Genomic DNA, 13,181 nt, shown 5'->3' with positions numbered 1-13,181 from the left:
CGAGCATGTTCACCACTGACGCGCCCGCACTGGCGCTGAACTTCCTGCGCACGGCTCAGAATTACATCGAGCCAGTGATTTACAAGCGCGAGTACCCGGATTTCCAGTACCGGGAACTCGTACCGGTCGATAACTCGGCGCCCGAATGGACGACCGCGATCGACTTCTTCTCGATGGGCGACGACGTCGGCGAGGCCAGCGAGTTCTCGGCGGATGGCGATGACATCCCGTTCGTTGACTTCAAGCTCGACAACGGCAACAGCCGCGTCTTCATGGCTGGCATCGGTTACCGATATAACCTGCAGGAACTGGCTCACGCACAGGCCTACGGCATTACGTTGACCAATGACCGCGCCGATGCTGCCAAGCGCAAGTATGAGCAGTTCGTCGATGGCGTTGCCTTCCTCGGCCGCGATAAGCTGGGCGTGAAAGGACTGCTGAACACCGCTTCCGTCACAGCGCTCACTGCTGCGAACGGCGCTTTGGGCACGGCAACCTGGACCACGAAGACGGCCGATGAAATCCTGAAGGACGTCAACGACGTTCTCAGCGTCATCTTCACCGCCTCGAACGGCATCGAACAGGCAGACACGATCCTGCTCGACCAGGACCGCTACGCTCTGATCGCCACCAAGCGTCTCGACGCAACCATGACCACGACCATTCTGGAGCACATCCAGCGTGCGAACATCTACACGATCCGGACCGGCCGCCCGCTCACGATCCGCGCGGTCTTCGGTCTGGAAAACCTCGGCGCCGGCGGCACTCACCGAATGGTCGCTTACCGCCGTACCCCGGATGTCGTGAAGATGCACATTCCCATGCCCCATCGCTTCTTGCAGGCTGAGCGCCGCCTGTTGAAGTTCGAGGTGCCCGGTATCTTCCGTCTCGGAGGTGTCGAAATCCGCCGCCCGGGCGCTGTTCGTTATCTGGATGGGATCTGATCATGGTCAAACTCGAAAACACCCGGCCGGGCGGCTTTGGCATTCCCGGCGGCCCGGTCATCGCCGGCAAGTCCTCGCTCGATGTTGAACGGGCCGATTGGGATACCGTCAAGGATCATCCCGTCGTCGTTGCCTGGATCAAAGCCGAGCATCTGATCGTCACCGGCGAAGATGATGATGACCCGAAGCTCTCGGAGCGCGATGATCTCAAGAAGCAGGCAGCCGAACTCGGGCTGGAATATCCGAGGAACATCAGCACCGAGAAGCTGAAAGAGCTTATCGACGCGAAGCTCGGTTCCTGACGACACTCGGCCCGGCGGGCAACTGCCGGGCTCACCAATTGACGATGTAGTTGGTTTTTGCATTGCTTTTCAGAGTAGCAATGAAGTGCCTGTATACATTGGTATCACTCCGAAGGATTTTTCTGAGTAAATCAAGCTGTGGTTGATCTACATCAGAAAATGTATCCTGTATCGCAACAGCGTCTCGGTAAAAACTGGTTGCATGCTTAGAGAGCAGTTTCTCAGCCAGAAGCCGCTCATGCACTGTAAGCAAATCAATAACTTCGGTCATCAGTCTTTCGTTCAGTGAGTCATCCACTGTATGGCGCGACATATCCCTGAAAGCTTGGTACATCAAAAGCACTTGGTTGATGTCTTGAATGCGAACGGCGTACCGATATTGCCTTAGCGCATACCAGGCCGCGATAACCGCTGTCGTTGCGATCACTGCGTTGGCGCACGCAGCCACCATGTCCCAATTTACTTCACTCATCGAAGCCCCCGCTCACTGTTGGCGGTGGTTTTAGCTGGCGCAACTTAAGATATAGGAAATGACATGGCAGGCTACGGTTCCACTGCGGAATTCACGACCTACGCGGCCGCAGCCGGCTATGTGTTCCCCGAAGGCGCTACTGATGCCCAGAAGGGCGCAGCCCGTCAACGCGGCTCTTTGGTGATCGATCGGTATGAGCGGTTCTTCGCTGGCACGCGCACCGGCGGGTTTGCTCAGGAGAGGGCGTGGCCGCGCACCGGCGCCTCGACATATTACGGCGAGGCGATCGGCGCGGAAATCCCAGCGGCCATCGTCAATGCCAGCTATGAGGCGGCATTCCTCGAATTGACCAATCCGGGCAGCCTGTCTCCTGTGGTGACCGGGTCTGCAACAGTCAAAAGAGAGAAAATCGGGCAGCTTGAAGTCGAGTATGCGGCCTCGTCGTCCACCTCGATCGCCGATCTGGTCGCCATGGCAACGCCAGTCGTAACCACCATCGAGGGGCTGCTCTGGCCGTTCCTCATCCCGATCCTGCCCGCGATCCTGTGTGTCTGATGGCAAACCCGCTCTATGCCCGCATGCAGGCCACTGCCCAGCGGCTTATCGCCAAATACGGCCAAGCTGGCACCGTGACGCGCATTGCCCCACCAGACCCGGTGAACGGCGGCGATCCGGTGGAAACCGCGTATCCGGCCACGCTGGTGCCGATGGCCTACGATGCCCGCAACATCGACGGGACCGTGATCAAGACCGGCGACGTTCAAATCTATATTTCAGCCGTTGGGCTGGGCATCGTGCCGACCATCGGTGACCTGGTTACGGCAGGCGGGGTGGGCTATCGCATCGTAAACGCGGATCCGAACAACTACGATGGTGTCACGAGCGTGGTCTTCATTGTGCAGGGGCGCCTTGCATGACCTTCGACGAGCTTCTTGCCCAGTATGAGCCGAAGGTTGCCGCTGCGTTTCGGGAGGCAATCGAGGCCATCAAGTCGTCCATCGTCCTAAAGACGATCGTGGAGCGATTGGAGCGGGGCGATATCGCAGGCGCCGTCGCAGCGGTCCAGTTCGAGCCTGAAGCTTTTGCCGCATTGGAAATGTCTCTTCGCGAGGCTTTCAATGCCGGCGGGGTCGGCATGGTCCAAGGCCTTCCGTCTCTGGTCGGACCCGAGGGCTTGCGTGTGCTATTTCAGTTCGGCGTCCGGAACCTCGAAGCTGAGAGGCTTATTCGGGAGCAATCATCGACACTGGTGACGAATATCATGGCAGACCAGCGTGATGCGCTGCGCCTGGCATTCGAAACAGGTCTTGCCGCGGGGAGAAACCCCACGGCTACTGCGCTGGATGTCATAGGACGGGTGAGCAGGGTAACCGGCCGGCGCGAGGGTGGCACGATTGGCCTCACAACGCCTCAGGTAGAATTCATCTATGGTGCAAAGGGCGCTCGGGCGAACCTCTTGTCGGGTGAGCCCGAGCTTATGCGGAAGTACCTGAACCTGAAGACCCGCGATCGTCGCTTTGATCGTAGCGTCTTGAAGGCTATCCGCGAGGAGCGGCCGGTAGATACCGCGATCGTCTCCAAGATCGTCAGCAGACTGAGTGACAAGAACCTGCAGCTCCGGGGCGAAACCATTGGGCTTGAGGAGACGCGAACGGCGCTGTTTTCGGTCCGCGACAACGCGATCCGACAGCAGGTTGAGGCGGGGAAAATCACCGCTCAAGAGGTCACAAAGAAGTGGAAGCACTCCTGTTCTGAACATCCGCGTATGCAGCATGTCCAGATGGCCACACAGAATGCCGTGCCGCTCGACATGCCTTTCGTAGCGCCAGACGGAACGATGCTCATGTATCCACATGACCCGAAGGCGCCGGCGAGACACAGGATCGGCTGCAAGTGCAGGGTTGAATACGACATCGACTATATTGCCGCCGGCCTCCGCCGCTATCGGGCACGAACTGCGTAATGGCCACGCTGTCATTTGCCGCCGCTGTTGCCAACTTCGCGGAGAAGGTGCCGGAAGCCATCGAGGCCGTGCGCAATCAGAGCGCCGCCGATGTGGTCAAGGAAATGCAGACCCTCGATATCGAGGGTGGCCGGATGCCGTTCGAGACGGGATTTCTGCAACAATCACTGTTGGCGTCCACGGCGACGATGCCGAGCATCAATTCTGGAGCCAATCCGGTCGAGGGGCGGACGTATAAGTTCGACTTCGGCATCATCGAGGCAGTCATCGCGGGGGCGTCTTTAGAGGACGACCTGTATTTCGGCTACACGGCCGCCTACGCGGGTCATCAGGAATACGGTGCGAATGGTCGGCCCGCCGCGGGTTTTGTCCGCCTGGCAGCGCAGAACTGGCCGGTGCACGTCAATCGGAATGCCGAGAAGGCTCGGAAGGCATTTGGGCTGTAGGCGCTTCCATCTTCATCATCAGTGTCATCTGAAAGGTGAAGAGAGACAGCCGGGCCGCTTTCAGCGTGTTGTTCCCAAATTCCGTCGCGCCGTCTTCCTTGGCCAGCAAGAGCCAGGCCTCGTGAAGGCGTTCATGAACCTCGCGGTCCGATAAGGGCGGCTTCTCTTTCATAGGTAATCGGTACATGGCGACGAGCACGGACGCAATGATCTTCGCTGCGCTGGGAACGCATCTGCGCACCATGCCCGATGTCCTGCCGATCGCGGGGCCGAACGTGGGGTTTCCAGCGGCGGGGCAAACAAAGCCGGGTAAGTTCCTCGAACTCCTCTTCCTGCCCAACAGGACACGTCAGATCACGCTCGGGGACGACCCACAGCAGAAGGTCGGCATCCTGCAGGTGTCAGTCATGTGGCCGATCGGCAGCGGCATCCCGGATGCTCTCGATGTCGCCGGCCAGATCATCAATCGTTTCAAGAACCAGACCCTATTCGCATCTGGCGTGAGGATCACGATCAGCAGCGAACCTTGGGCATCGAGCCCGATCCAAGACGTAGACCGCATGAAGGTGCCGGTCACGATCCCCTATCACGCCTTTGAACAGGAGAGCTGACCATGGCGAACAAAGCAACGAAGAAGGGCACGAAGGTCTATGTCTGCGCCACGGCCCAGAACAGCGATCTCATCAGCAGCACATATGCCGCACTGACTTGGGTGCAGGTGGGCAAGGTCGGGAACGTCGGGGACTTTGGCGCCGACAGCACCATGAACTCTTACAATACGCTCGACGAAGCTGTCACCCAGAAGCAGAAGGGCACAGCCAACGCCGGCGATCCGCAGATTGAGGTGGCTTCCGTCGCCGCCGATGCGGGGCAGGTGATCCTCCGCACGTTCGGCGACCCGCTCAATCAGGACAACATGGCCATCAAGATCGAACGCAATGACGGCGGCGCCGGCTTCACCAACACGATCTTCTACAGCCGTGGCGTTGTCTCTGGTCCGCTCTATCCCGGCGGCGGCTCGGATGACTTCGAGCTCGAACGCTTCACCATCGGTCTCAATCAACTCCCGGTTCGCGTGAACCCCGTCGCTGTGTAAGGAACGCCACATGGACATTTCGAAGCTCGTCAACTCCGAAGACCTCTTCACTCTCAAGCTCACCGGCCCCGATACAGACGAGCTGGTCGGCATCACCTTCATGATCCGCTCGAACGAGAGCGACGCGGTGAAGAAAGTTGTTCGGCAGCACAGCGACAAGTTTCTCGCCAGCCGCAAAAAGAAGCTGACCACGGCCAAAGTCGAGGACGAATACCTCGACAAGGCTGCAGCCTCGATCGCCTCTTGGGATTGGGGTGATCACGACTGGAAAGGTGCAAAGCCCGAACTGACCTTTGAGATGGCGCGCGAGGTCGTTGAAGAAGCCGGCTGGATCTACGATCAGGTGGCCGCCGCTTCGGAAGACCGCGCAAATTTTACGAAGAGCTTGGGGAAAGGCTCTGTGAAGCCGTAGCGCTTGCCGCACGATACGACTGCGTCAGAGACAAGGATGGCGAGACCCGGCGGGAACGGAACGAGAGCTTCGAGATCGACATCCCCGAAGTTGAGGTCCCGGAGAATGGCTATTTCCTCTGGGAATGGTTCTGGGAGTTGCGTGAAAGTGCGGCGCCTGGGTTTTCCGGTCCTGCGCCGGTATCCAATCAAGAACTCGCGGCCTGGTTGGCGATCACGGGCAATATTGTCCGGCGCGAGGAGGTTCGCGTCCTCAAGAGCATGAATTCTCGATACTGCGCCGAAATCGACAAGGAGAGCGAGGCCATCCGGGAACGGGAGGCTGAGCGTTAATGTATCAAAGGACGTTAAATGAAAGATTCCCCAATCAATGACGGCGCGCTTCAGGTTGATTTCCTCCAAAACGAGATCGCGCTGCTAAATGTGGCCGTGACAGCGATCGCTTGCAGGCTCTCGGTTTTAGAAGGTGCGTTGGAAGGCAAGGCCCCGATCTCTGATCTGTGGGCCTTGCGTACCATGGTCGGTCAGCTAGCTTCGGGAGATGTCGCCAAGCTTTGACTTAGCAATCCCGATGACGCGTTGCCGTTCTGCAGCATTTGTCTCGTCAGGGTTAGCGGGATCGATCATCCGTATTGATGCGAACTCACCGCCTGTTTCGTAGAATATGACGGTGACGTACCGCGTTCCATTCCCATCTTCAAAGTTAATCCTAGGCTCTTGGCTCGGCATTCGCTTCTCCTTGGTTTAGCAGCGGGAAGAAAGCATGAGAGCAACCGGGAGTCGAGTCAGGGTCGGCGGCTTTCGGGCCGCCTTTTTTATTTAAACTCTTCCTTGGTGCCGTCTTCGTAGATTACGCCATCAACGCACACGCGGGCGGAAATATCGTCCTTTTTGATCTTCAAAACCCTTTCAATGACCATGCTCCCAACGGGAACGGTCATTTCGAAGGCAGTATTGGCAGGTGCTGAATAATCTCTGGGCAGCTTGAACGCTCCCATGTTTTCGTCCAGTGCGTCTTCAAAGGTCACGTACCCAGAAATCATACGGGTGGGTTTCGGAAATTGGCTTGTGAGTGAGAGGGAATAGACGGTCGTTGCCTCCCCTTTCTTCTCTGCGGACCAGGTAACCAGCCGCAGCGGCGCCGTCTCAACGTCAGAGCATACGTCGGCAAACGCCGGTGACGAAACCCCGACCAACAAAGTAGCGGCAGTCATCAAACTGAAAAAGCGGTGCATCCAAATTCCTCCGGTTTTGACCCGGCGGGAAGATAGCGCGCGAATCCCGAAAAGGTAAAGCTCATGTCAGACGTCGCCCAGCTCGGAATTCAGGTGACCAACAAGGGTGTCAAGGAAAACACCGACGGTCTGGACAAACTTTCCGGAGCGGCCGCTCGGGCCGAAGCTGCGACTGACGGCCTCTCCGGCGCCAATAGGGGAGCCGTGGGCGCCGCGTCGGCGGCGGCAAAGGCATATTCGAGTGAGGGGGCTGCAGCTGCTTCCGCATCGAAGCAAATCGAGATGGCAAACCGCGCTGCGAACCAGAACACCGCAGGGTTGGCGCGGACGCATGACACTGCCAACCTCGCTGCTCAGGGTTTCGATATCGTCACCACAGCGGCTGGTGGTATGCAGGCCGGCCTTATTGGCATGCAACAGGGCCTGCAGATCGCTCAGGTGGCGATGATGTCGAATGGCAGCTTTGCGAAAGAGCTTGGCGGTTCACTTCTTGCAATGCTCTCGCCAATTACTCTCATTGCCGTCGGCCTCACCACGCTGGTAGCAGTGCTTATCCAGTCGGTGAGTTGGGCAAAACTTGCACAGTCGGCATTGAACGCGCTCGCCGAGATACTTGACGAGATCGCACCATATGCTGTCGGCGCCGCTGCTGCGCTTGCGCTCCTATACGCCCCGGCAATCATTGGCGGCATCATCTCCGTTATCGCGCTGCTCGGACGCCTGGCCGTCGCTGCGGTCACCGCAGGCGCGGCAATGTTGGCGGCCAACCCGGCCGGCGCCATCGTTCTCGGCATTGTTGCTGCTGTGGCTGCTGCGAATATCTTCCGTGATGAGCTTGCCCAGATTTTCGGCAGGGACATCGTTGCTGACGCCAAGGCAGGGGTGAATTTCATCATCGGCGCGTTCGTGGGAGGCTTCAACGGAATTAAAGCGATCTGGGGAATGCTGCCCTCCGTGCTGGGCGACCTTGTCTACGCAACGGTCGCTGCTGTGATCGGCGCGATCGAGAGCATGATCAACAGCGCGATCGGCGGGATAAACAACCTCATCAACGAGGCCAAGATGGCTTCGCTCAAGATCGGTGTTCCTCTCAACGTCGACTTTGTCTCGGCGATTTCCATCGAGAAGCCTGCGAATCCATATGCAGGCGCTACTGGAAAGGCCGCTGCCAAGCTGTTCGAGGAGATGAAGGCGGCGCAGGGCACCGACTACGTCGGGGGCGTGACCGATGCGATTGCCAAGGGCGCATCTGCAGCTTCGGAAAAGCTTAAAGAGCTTGCAAAGGGCCTTACGGACGTTGACGCGAAAGCCAAGAAGAAGACCGGCGGCAAGTCCGACACCGAAAAATACTCCGATATCGTCGATGGAGCGGAACGTCGAATCGCGGCGCTGGATGCAAAGCGAAATGCGCTCGGACTATCCGAAGAGGCCGCCGCAGCGCTGCGATATGAAACCGATCTGCTCAACCAGGCACAGCAGCGCGGCATCACCCTTAGTGCAGCCCAGAAGGGCGAGCTATCCGCTCTGGCCCAAGTTATGGCTCAGACAGAAGCCGAGACCAAGAAAATGGGCTTGGCTATCGAGTTCTCGAAGGACCTCACGAAAGGGTTCTTCGATGACTTCTTCTCAAGCATTGAGAGCGGAAAGTCTGTCTGGGAGTCTTTCGGAGATGCTGCCCTCGGCGTGCTCTCTAAAATCTCGGACAAACTGCTGAACGATGTCGTCGATGCACTGTTCGAAGTGAACAACGCAGGTGCTGGTTCGGGCGGCGGCATACTTAGCGGCATTCTCGGTCTGTTCGGTGGCGGCCAGATGGGCATCGCCAAGGCTGGTGGTGTCGGCCTTTACGCTGCTGGAACGCCGGCGGCTCGCCCTGGTGTTGCCTGGGTCGGCGAGAAAGGCCCGGAACTCGTCCGCTTCAAGGGTGGGGAGGAGGTCATCCCCAACCACAAGCTCAAAGCCAGCAACAACAATCGTGGCGCCGCAAACTCAAACGAAGCTCCCGTGCACGTCTCTTTCGCTCCGGTCTACAATGTTCAAGGGTACGGCCAAGACATCGAAGGCCTAAAGACCCAGATGAACCGCGATCGGCAGGAGTTTAAGGCTCGTGTCGTCGATACCGTTCGCAAAGCGAAGAATAGCAGGGATCTGTAAATGACCGTCACGTTCCCCCGCAACGACATTCTGACGACATACCGCCTCGCGCCGGAGGGGTATAAATTCCAGCCGATGTACAGGCAGGAATTGTCGCGCCAGGCCAACGGCGTGACGATAATCAAGGATTTCGGCACTTCGTTATGGACAATGGCCGCGACCAGCGTGCCGTTGTTTCATGCAGATGCACTCGATTTTGAAGCCATGTTGTCGAGTATGGATAACGGCATCGGCACGTTTCACGGTTTCGATGCCCGCCGTCGATACCCGAGATCAAAGCCTGATGGTAATTTTGCGGACACATCGGAAATTTCAACCGTCGGCGGAAACGGCAAATCGCTCGCCCTATCTGGCCTGCCCACGGGCATGGTGCTGTCTCGGGGCGATTATCTCGCGTTCAATGTTGCCGGGTGGCGCTCGCTTCATCAAGTGATGGAGACAGTGACGGCGTCCGGGGCGGGTGTCAGCCCTCTATTCGAGGTTCGGCCCCACCTGTTTCCTGGAACAATGGTCAGTCTTGATGTCACGCTGAAACGGCCTGCGACAGTCATGATGTTGGTGCCCGGATCGGTCGTTCCGCAGCAGTTTGACGCGCTCAAGACAGTTATCTCGTTCCAAGCCTTCCAATGCCCCATCAGTTGAGGTGATTTCTTATGCGTGCAATCTCTGCGGAAAACTACGCGGCGCTACAGGCGCGGCAGCTCGTGGCGAGAGACTTCATTTGGTTCAAGGCCCGCACTTACGATACCGGCATCCAGGTCCAGCATGGATTCTGGTCTGACGTTGGCAATGTCGCTGCGACGGTCATCAACCCTGAAACTGGGGCGGAGGTGACGCGGAATTTCGAAGGGGCAGGATCACTGATTGCGATCAGCGATATCCCGCTGGTTTCGAACGTGACTGTTCGGAGCGTCACGGTTACTCTCTCGCAGATTGACGAGGGGGTCGCCAACCTCGTTCGGGGCTATGACCTGAAACAGGCCAGGGTCGAGATCTTCCGGGGCCTCTTTTCGCCCGCAACGCGGAAGATTGTCGGCCCTGCGTTTCCTCGGTTTGTCGGGTTTGTCGATGATCCTATGATCACGACGCCGGCTGAAAACGAGGAAGGGTCGATCGTTCTGACCTGTGTGTCTCATACGCAGGAAATGACGAGGAGCAACCCAGACACCCGGTCCGATGATAGCCAAAAGCTACGGTCAGCGGCGGACAATTTCTTTCAGGACGCAACAACGGTTGGCGAATGGGAACTCTTCTGGGGCACAAAGTCCGGAAAGATCGCATCGTCAGAACCGCAGCGGATCACATCGAATATTCCGGCCAGCAGATGATCAGGCCCGCAGTCTTAGGCGACCGCATGCGGGTTCTGGCGATGGCTAAGGCTTTTCATGCCGCGTCTGAAGTGCCATTCCCGTTCTCCGCGCCAATGGCAGACAATGTTTTTCGCTCATCTCTGGATGCGCCAGATCAGCTTTGCCTTGTGCTCGATGTCGATGGGGTTGCGCTCGGGGTACTCGCGGCGGAAGCGCAGCCGCACCGGTTCTCGCCCGTGAAAATGGCGTTCGAGACTATGTTCTGGATCGATCCGGAGCATCGCGGCCTCCATGCTCGGAAAATGCTTGATGCCTACGAGCAGTGGGCGCGCCATCGCGGCTGCGCCTTCATTCACATGGTTGGGCTTGGTGGCGATCCGCTCACCTCTCGGCTCTACGAACGCTCTGGCTACCTCGCCGTCGAGCGTCACTTCATGAAGCCCCTCTAAGCGGCAACTCAGGAAAATAAATGGCTGTTTTTACCGCTGCTGCTGTCGCCGGCGTGCTCGGCGTTGCATCGACGTCTTTCCTTGCGACCGTCAGTGCATTCGCTTTGAATGCCGCCGTAGGCGTCGGTCTCAGCCTCGCCGTTGCAGAGCTGCAAAAGACTGACCAACCGCAGGCCGGCGGCGTCCACGGAAAGATGCAGTCGGGTGGGGACGTCCCGCGTTCCATTCTCATGGGCCCGCGTGCAACCGCTGGCTCGCTGGTCTACGCGAACACATGGGGCAAGTCCGGCAAGACACCCAACGCCTATCTGACCCAGGTCATTGCTCTGTCTGACGTCCCGATCAGCGGCGTGACGGCTGTATGGGTCAATGGTGCCCCGGTGACCGTTGAAACAAGCGACACATCTTATGGGGATTGGGGCTTCCCGGTCGAAGAATATTCTACCAGTGGCGGTGGAAACAACATGTGGGTCAAGTTCCATGACGGAACGCAAACCCAAGCAGATCCATTTCTCGTCAATACTGTCTCGTCTTCGAGCCGACCGTACGAGAATACCAGAGTTGGACGTGGCATTGCGTATGCGGTTGTCACCTCTCAGGTCAAGGACAGCCTCTTCTCCGGCTTTCCTTCATTCCGCTTCGAAATTGCGGGCATGCCTCTTTACGATCTATCGAAGGACAGCACCGCCGGTGGCGTTGGGTCTCATCGCCGGAACAACCCCGCCACCTGGGGCGGCGACGGGGACAAACTTCTTGCGGTGCAGATTTACAATCTTCTCCTCGGTATCGGCTATGACGGCGTGTGGCTATACGGGCTCCAAAACCTCTCGGCTGCCCGGTTACCTGCGACGGACTGGATTGAGCAAATCCAAAAATGCCGGAAGTCGGTCCAAGGGCCTTTTGGGCTTGAGCAACAGTATCAGACCGGGATCGAAATCACGGTTAACACTGAGCTTGGATCAACCATTGAAGCCTTGTTAAAGGGTGGACAAGGCAAGCTTATCGAAACAGGCGGTACCTACAAGCTTCGCGTTGGTGAGCCCGGCGCGTCGGTGCTGACAATCTCGGACGGCGACATCCTCTCGACTGAGCAACAGACCTTCGCTCCGTTTACGACGCTCGCGAATTCGATCAACGGGATCACTGCGACCTATCCTGAGCCAAAGGAAGCTTGGAATACAAAGCCCGCGCCGCCGATATACAACAGTGATTACGAGGAGCGGGACGGTGATCGCCGCTTGATTGCGGACTTGTCACTTGACGTGGTTTCACGCAATTCTCAGGTCCAGCGGATCATGAAAGCCGCGCTAGCTGAAGCCCGTCGGGAACGCAGGCATACTATCGTGCTTCCACCTTGGGCCTGGCCATTGGAGCCGGGTGACAGCATAACGTTGAATTCAGCACGGAACAGCTACACCTCCAAGCTTTTCCGGATCGATGGCGTTGCTGACAAGGCAAACCTTGATGTGATGCTAGATATCACTGAGGTAGACCCAACTGATTATGAACCGCCCGCAGCCTATATTCCGCCTGTATTTTCTCCTCTCGACCCCATCTATCCGCCGGTAAGTGTTATCGACGGCTGGGAAGCCGAGCCTTGGGAAATCCGCGACGACGCAGGCGCCGCGCGCCGGCCTGCGATCAAGGTCAAGGCAGCCGATGACCTCAATGATGTTTTGAGCGTCCGCATCGTTGCTCGAGTGAAGGCGACCAGCGCCGTGGTGTTTGATAGTGCTGCGGTTGCGTATTCCTCGCCCTATGAGTGGGTAATCTCCGGCTCCTGGTGCCTACCTGCAACCCTGTATCAGGTGAAGGGTATCGAGGTTCCATATTCCGGGCGAAACGTTGAGTGGTCGGAATGGATCGACGTGCTCACGCCCGATATACGGCTCGGCGATGTCGATCTTGCCAGCGAGGTTCTGGCGTCCCTTGAGATATTGAGGGATTGGATCGATCAGAACGTTGGTGGGGTTGCGACGGCGACTGCCGCAGCGCTGGTGGCTGAGACGGAAGCGCGGGTCGCGGCTATCCAGGCGCAGGCGCAAGCCCTCGTCGCCGAGCAACAGGCCCGCATCGCGGCGGTTCAGGCGCAGGCCAACGCACTTAGTGCAGAGCAGGCGGAGCGGGTCGCCGGTGCGTTCGAATCTGCCGACCGTTACCGCGCGATGCTCAATGAGCTTGGCGCGCTGCGGGACGCGGTAGCCGACCTGGATTATGCGAAGTTCACGCACATTGAGCAGGTTCGCAATATCTTGACCGTCTCCATCGGTTCGGCTGTTGCCAGCTTCACCGACCAGATCACTGTTGCAGTGGCTGCCACGGCTGCTGTTGTGCAGCGGGTGACGACGCTGGAAGCCGAGACGGACACGCTGGATGCGGCAATTATCGCGGTCGATACG

The 13,181-nt window shown here is 58.2% G+C and carries 17 protein-coding genes; 15 read left to right on the top strand and 2 right to left on the bottom strand.

Annotated features, from left to right (window positions below; genetic code table 11):
• Positions 1 to 5 precede the first annotated feature (5 nt).
• Together ASD32_RS27020 and ASD32_RS27015 are read left to right on the top strand one after the other, a co-directional pair.
• Positions 6 to 944 carry a DUF2184 domain-containing protein gene (locus ASD32_RS27020; protein ID WP_060641129.1) on the top strand — a complete coding sequence of 313 codons (939 nt, stop codon included), beginning with the start codon at positions 6 to 8 and terminating at the stop codon, positions 942 to 944.
• A gap of 2 nt (positions 945 to 946) precedes the next feature.
• Positions 947 to 1,246 carry a hypothetical protein gene (locus ASD32_RS27015; RefSeq protein ID WP_060641128.1) on the top strand — a complete coding sequence of 100 codons (300 nt, stop codon included), beginning with the start codon at positions 947 to 949 and terminating at the stop codon, positions 1,244 to 1,246.
• 31 nt (positions 1,247 to 1,277) lie between these two features.
• Here the strand turns inward: ASD32_RS27015 and ASD32_RS27010 are convergent, their stop codons facing one another.
• Positions 1,278 to 1,718 carry a hypothetical protein gene (locus tag ASD32_RS27010; RefSeq protein ID WP_156383388.1) on the bottom strand — a complete coding sequence of 147 codons (441 nt, stop codon included), beginning with the start codon at positions 1,716 to 1,718 and terminating at the stop codon, positions 1,278 to 1,280.
• Positions 1,719 to 1,781: 63 nt separating this feature from the next.
• Here ASD32_RS27010 and ASD32_RS27005 point away from each other — a divergent pair, with 63 nt between their 5' ends.
• The 8 genes from ASD32_RS27005 (at position 1,782) to ASD32_RS26965 (ending at position 6,192) form a co-directional block, all read left to right on the top strand.
• Positions 1,782 to 2,273 (top strand): DnaT-like ssDNA-binding protein, encoded by a 492-nt coding sequence (locus tag ASD32_RS27005; RefSeq protein WP_060641126.1) that lies wholly within the window; start codon positions 1,782 to 1,784, stop codon positions 2,271 to 2,273.
• Positions 2,273 to 2,635, top strand: coding sequence for a hypothetical protein (locus tag ASD32_RS27000; RefSeq protein WP_060641125.1), 363 nt, complete (start codon positions 2,273 to 2,275; stop codon positions 2,633 to 2,635). Before ASD32_RS27005 ends, ASD32_RS27000 begins: the two co-directional genes overlap by 1 nt.
• A complete protein-coding gene (locus ASD32_RS26995) occupies positions 2,632 to 3,681 on the top strand; it encodes a hypothetical protein (protein ID WP_060641124.1) in 1,050 nt (349 codons plus the stop codon). The genes ASD32_RS27000 and ASD32_RS26995 overlap by 4 nt, the downstream gene beginning before the upstream one ends.
• Positions 3,681 to 4,127, top strand: coding sequence for a hypothetical protein (locus ASD32_RS26990; RefSeq protein WP_060641123.1), 447 nt, complete (start codon positions 3,681 to 3,683; stop codon positions 4,125 to 4,127). The genes ASD32_RS26995 and ASD32_RS26990 overlap by 1 nt, the downstream gene beginning before the upstream one ends.
• Before the next feature lie 185 nt (positions 4,128 to 4,312).
• A complete protein-coding gene (locus tag ASD32_RS26985; protein ID WP_060641122.1) occupies positions 4,313 to 4,738 on the top strand; it encodes a phage tail terminator-like protein in 426 nt (141 codons plus the stop codon).
• Between the two features lie 2 nt (positions 4,739 to 4,740).
• Positions 4,741 to 5,223, top strand: coding sequence for a hypothetical protein (locus ASD32_RS26980; RefSeq protein WP_060641121.1), 483 nt, complete (start codon positions 4,741 to 4,743; stop codon positions 5,221 to 5,223).
• Positions 5,224 to 5,233: 10 nt separating this feature from the next.
• Positions 5,234 to 5,635: a hypothetical protein gene (locus ASD32_RS26975; RefSeq protein WP_060641120.1), complete on the top strand. Its 402-nt coding sequence runs from the start codon at positions 5,234 to 5,236 to the stop codon at positions 5,633 to 5,635.
• Positions 5,636 to 5,985: 350 nt separating this feature from the next.
• Positions 5,986 to 6,192 (top strand): hypothetical protein, encoded by a 207-nt coding sequence (locus tag ASD32_RS26965; protein ID WP_060641118.1) that lies wholly within the window; start codon positions 5,986 to 5,988, stop codon positions 6,190 to 6,192.
• Between the two features lie 257 nt (positions 6,193 to 6,449).
• Here ASD32_RS26965 and ASD32_RS26960 read toward each other — a convergent pair whose 3' ends face one another.
• On the bottom strand, positions 6,450 to 6,869 hold the full coding sequence (locus tag ASD32_RS26960) for a hypothetical protein (RefSeq protein ID WP_060641117.1): 420 nt from the start codon (positions 6,867 to 6,869) through the stop codon (positions 6,450 to 6,452).
• A gap of 63 nt (positions 6,870 to 6,932) precedes the next feature.
• Between ASD32_RS26960 and ASD32_RS26955 the strand changes: the two genes are divergently transcribed.
• The 5 genes from ASD32_RS26955 to ASD32_RS26935 all read left to right on the top strand — a co-directional run.
• A complete protein-coding gene (locus tag ASD32_RS26955; RefSeq protein ID WP_060641116.1) occupies positions 6,933 to 9,023 on the top strand; it encodes a phage tail length tape measure family protein in 2,091 nt (696 codons plus the stop codon).
• The gene (locus tag ASD32_RS26950; RefSeq protein ID WP_060641115.1) at positions 9,024 to 9,665 is read left to right on the top strand and encodes a hypothetical protein; all 642 of its coding nucleotides are present in this window, start codon (positions 9,024 to 9,026) and stop codon (positions 9,663 to 9,665) included.
• A gap of 11 nt (positions 9,666 to 9,676) precedes the next feature.
• Positions 9,677 to 10,351, top strand: coding sequence for a hypothetical protein (locus ASD32_RS26945; protein ID WP_060641114.1), 675 nt, complete (start codon positions 9,677 to 9,679; stop codon positions 10,349 to 10,351).
• A 26-nt stretch (positions 10,352 to 10,377) separates the two neighbouring features.
• Positions 10,378 to 10,782, top strand: a complete 405-nt coding sequence (locus ASD32_RS26940) for a GNAT family N-acetyltransferase (RefSeq protein WP_244490291.1) — start codon at positions 10,378 to 10,380, stop codon at positions 10,780 to 10,782.
• 20 nt (positions 10,783 to 10,802) lie between these two features.
• Positions 10,803 to 13,181, top strand: a 2,379-nt coding sequence (locus tag ASD32_RS26935; RefSeq protein ID WP_082546952.1) for a phage tail protein, incomplete at its 3' end; no start/stop codon positions are given.

The sequence above is a fragment of the Rhizobium sp. Root483D2 genome, from assembly GCF_001426685.1.
In the GTDB taxonomy this organism is placed as follows: Bacteria; Pseudomonadota; Alphaproteobacteria; order Rhizobiales; family Rhizobiaceae; genus Pararhizobium; species Pararhizobium qamdonense.
The sequence above is the reverse complement of the archived record's forward strand: the minus strand, read 5'-3'. Positions and strand labels throughout refer to the sequence as shown.

Excerpts from the sequence above, each read along its gene's own strand:
- ASD32_RS27015 (WP_060641128.1), top strand. The coding sequence starts at position 947 with ATGGTCAAACTCGAAAACACCCGGCCGGGCGGCTTTGGCATTCCCGGC.
- ASD32_RS26965 (WP_060641118.1), top strand. The coding sequence starts at position 5,986 with ATGAAAGATTCCCCAATCAATGACGGCGCGCTTCAGGTTGATTTCCTC.
- ASD32_RS26985 (WP_060641122.1), top strand. The coding sequence starts at position 4,313 with ATGGCGACGAGCACGGACGCAATGATCTTCGCTGCGCTGGGAACGCAT.
- ASD32_RS27000 (WP_060641125.1), top strand. The coding sequence starts at position 2,273 with ATGGCAAACCCGCTCTATGCCCGCATGCAGGCCACTGCCCAGCGGCTT.
- ASD32_RS26995 (WP_060641124.1), top strand. The coding sequence starts at position 2,632 with ATGACCTTCGACGAGCTTCTTGCCCAGTATGAGCCGAAGGTTGCCGCT.
- ASD32_RS26950 (WP_060641115.1), top strand. The coding sequence starts at position 9,024 with ATGACCGTCACGTTCCCCCGCAACGACATTCTGACGACATACCGCCTC.
- ASD32_RS27010 (WP_156383388.1), bottom strand. The coding sequence starts at position 1,718 with ATGAGTGAAGTAAATTGGGACATGGTGGCTGCGTGCGCCAACGCAGTG.
- ASD32_RS26955 (WP_060641116.1), top strand. The coding sequence starts at position 6,933 with ATGTCAGACGTCGCCCAGCTCGGAATTCAGGTGACCAACAAGGGTGTC.
- ASD32_RS26945 (WP_060641114.1), top strand. The coding sequence starts at position 9,677 with ATGCGTGCAATCTCTGCGGAAAACTACGCGGCGCTACAGGCGCGGCAG.
- ASD32_RS26940 (WP_244490291.1), top strand. The coding sequence starts at position 10,378 with ATGCGGGTTCTGGCGATGGCTAAGGCTTTTCATGCCGCGTCTGAAGTG.
- ASD32_RS26990 (WP_060641123.1), top strand. The coding sequence starts at position 3,681 with ATGGCCACGCTGTCATTTGCCGCCGCTGTTGCCAACTTCGCGGAGAAG.
- ASD32_RS26975 (WP_060641120.1), top strand. The coding sequence starts at position 5,234 with ATGGACATTTCGAAGCTCGTCAACTCCGAAGACCTCTTCACTCTCAAG.
- ASD32_RS26980 (WP_060641121.1), top strand. The coding sequence starts at position 4,741 with ATGGCGAACAAAGCAACGAAGAAGGGCACGAAGGTCTATGTCTGCGCC.
- ASD32_RS26960 (WP_060641117.1), bottom strand. The coding sequence starts at position 6,869 with ATGCACCGCTTTTTCAGTTTGATGACTGCCGCTACTTTGTTGGTCGGG.
- ASD32_RS27020 (WP_060641129.1), top strand. The coding sequence starts at position 6 with ATGTTCACCACTGACGCGCCCGCACTGGCGCTGAACTTCCTGCGCACG.
- ASD32_RS27005 (WP_060641126.1), top strand. The coding sequence starts at position 1,782 with ATGGCAGGCTACGGTTCCACTGCGGAATTCACGACCTACGCGGCCGCA.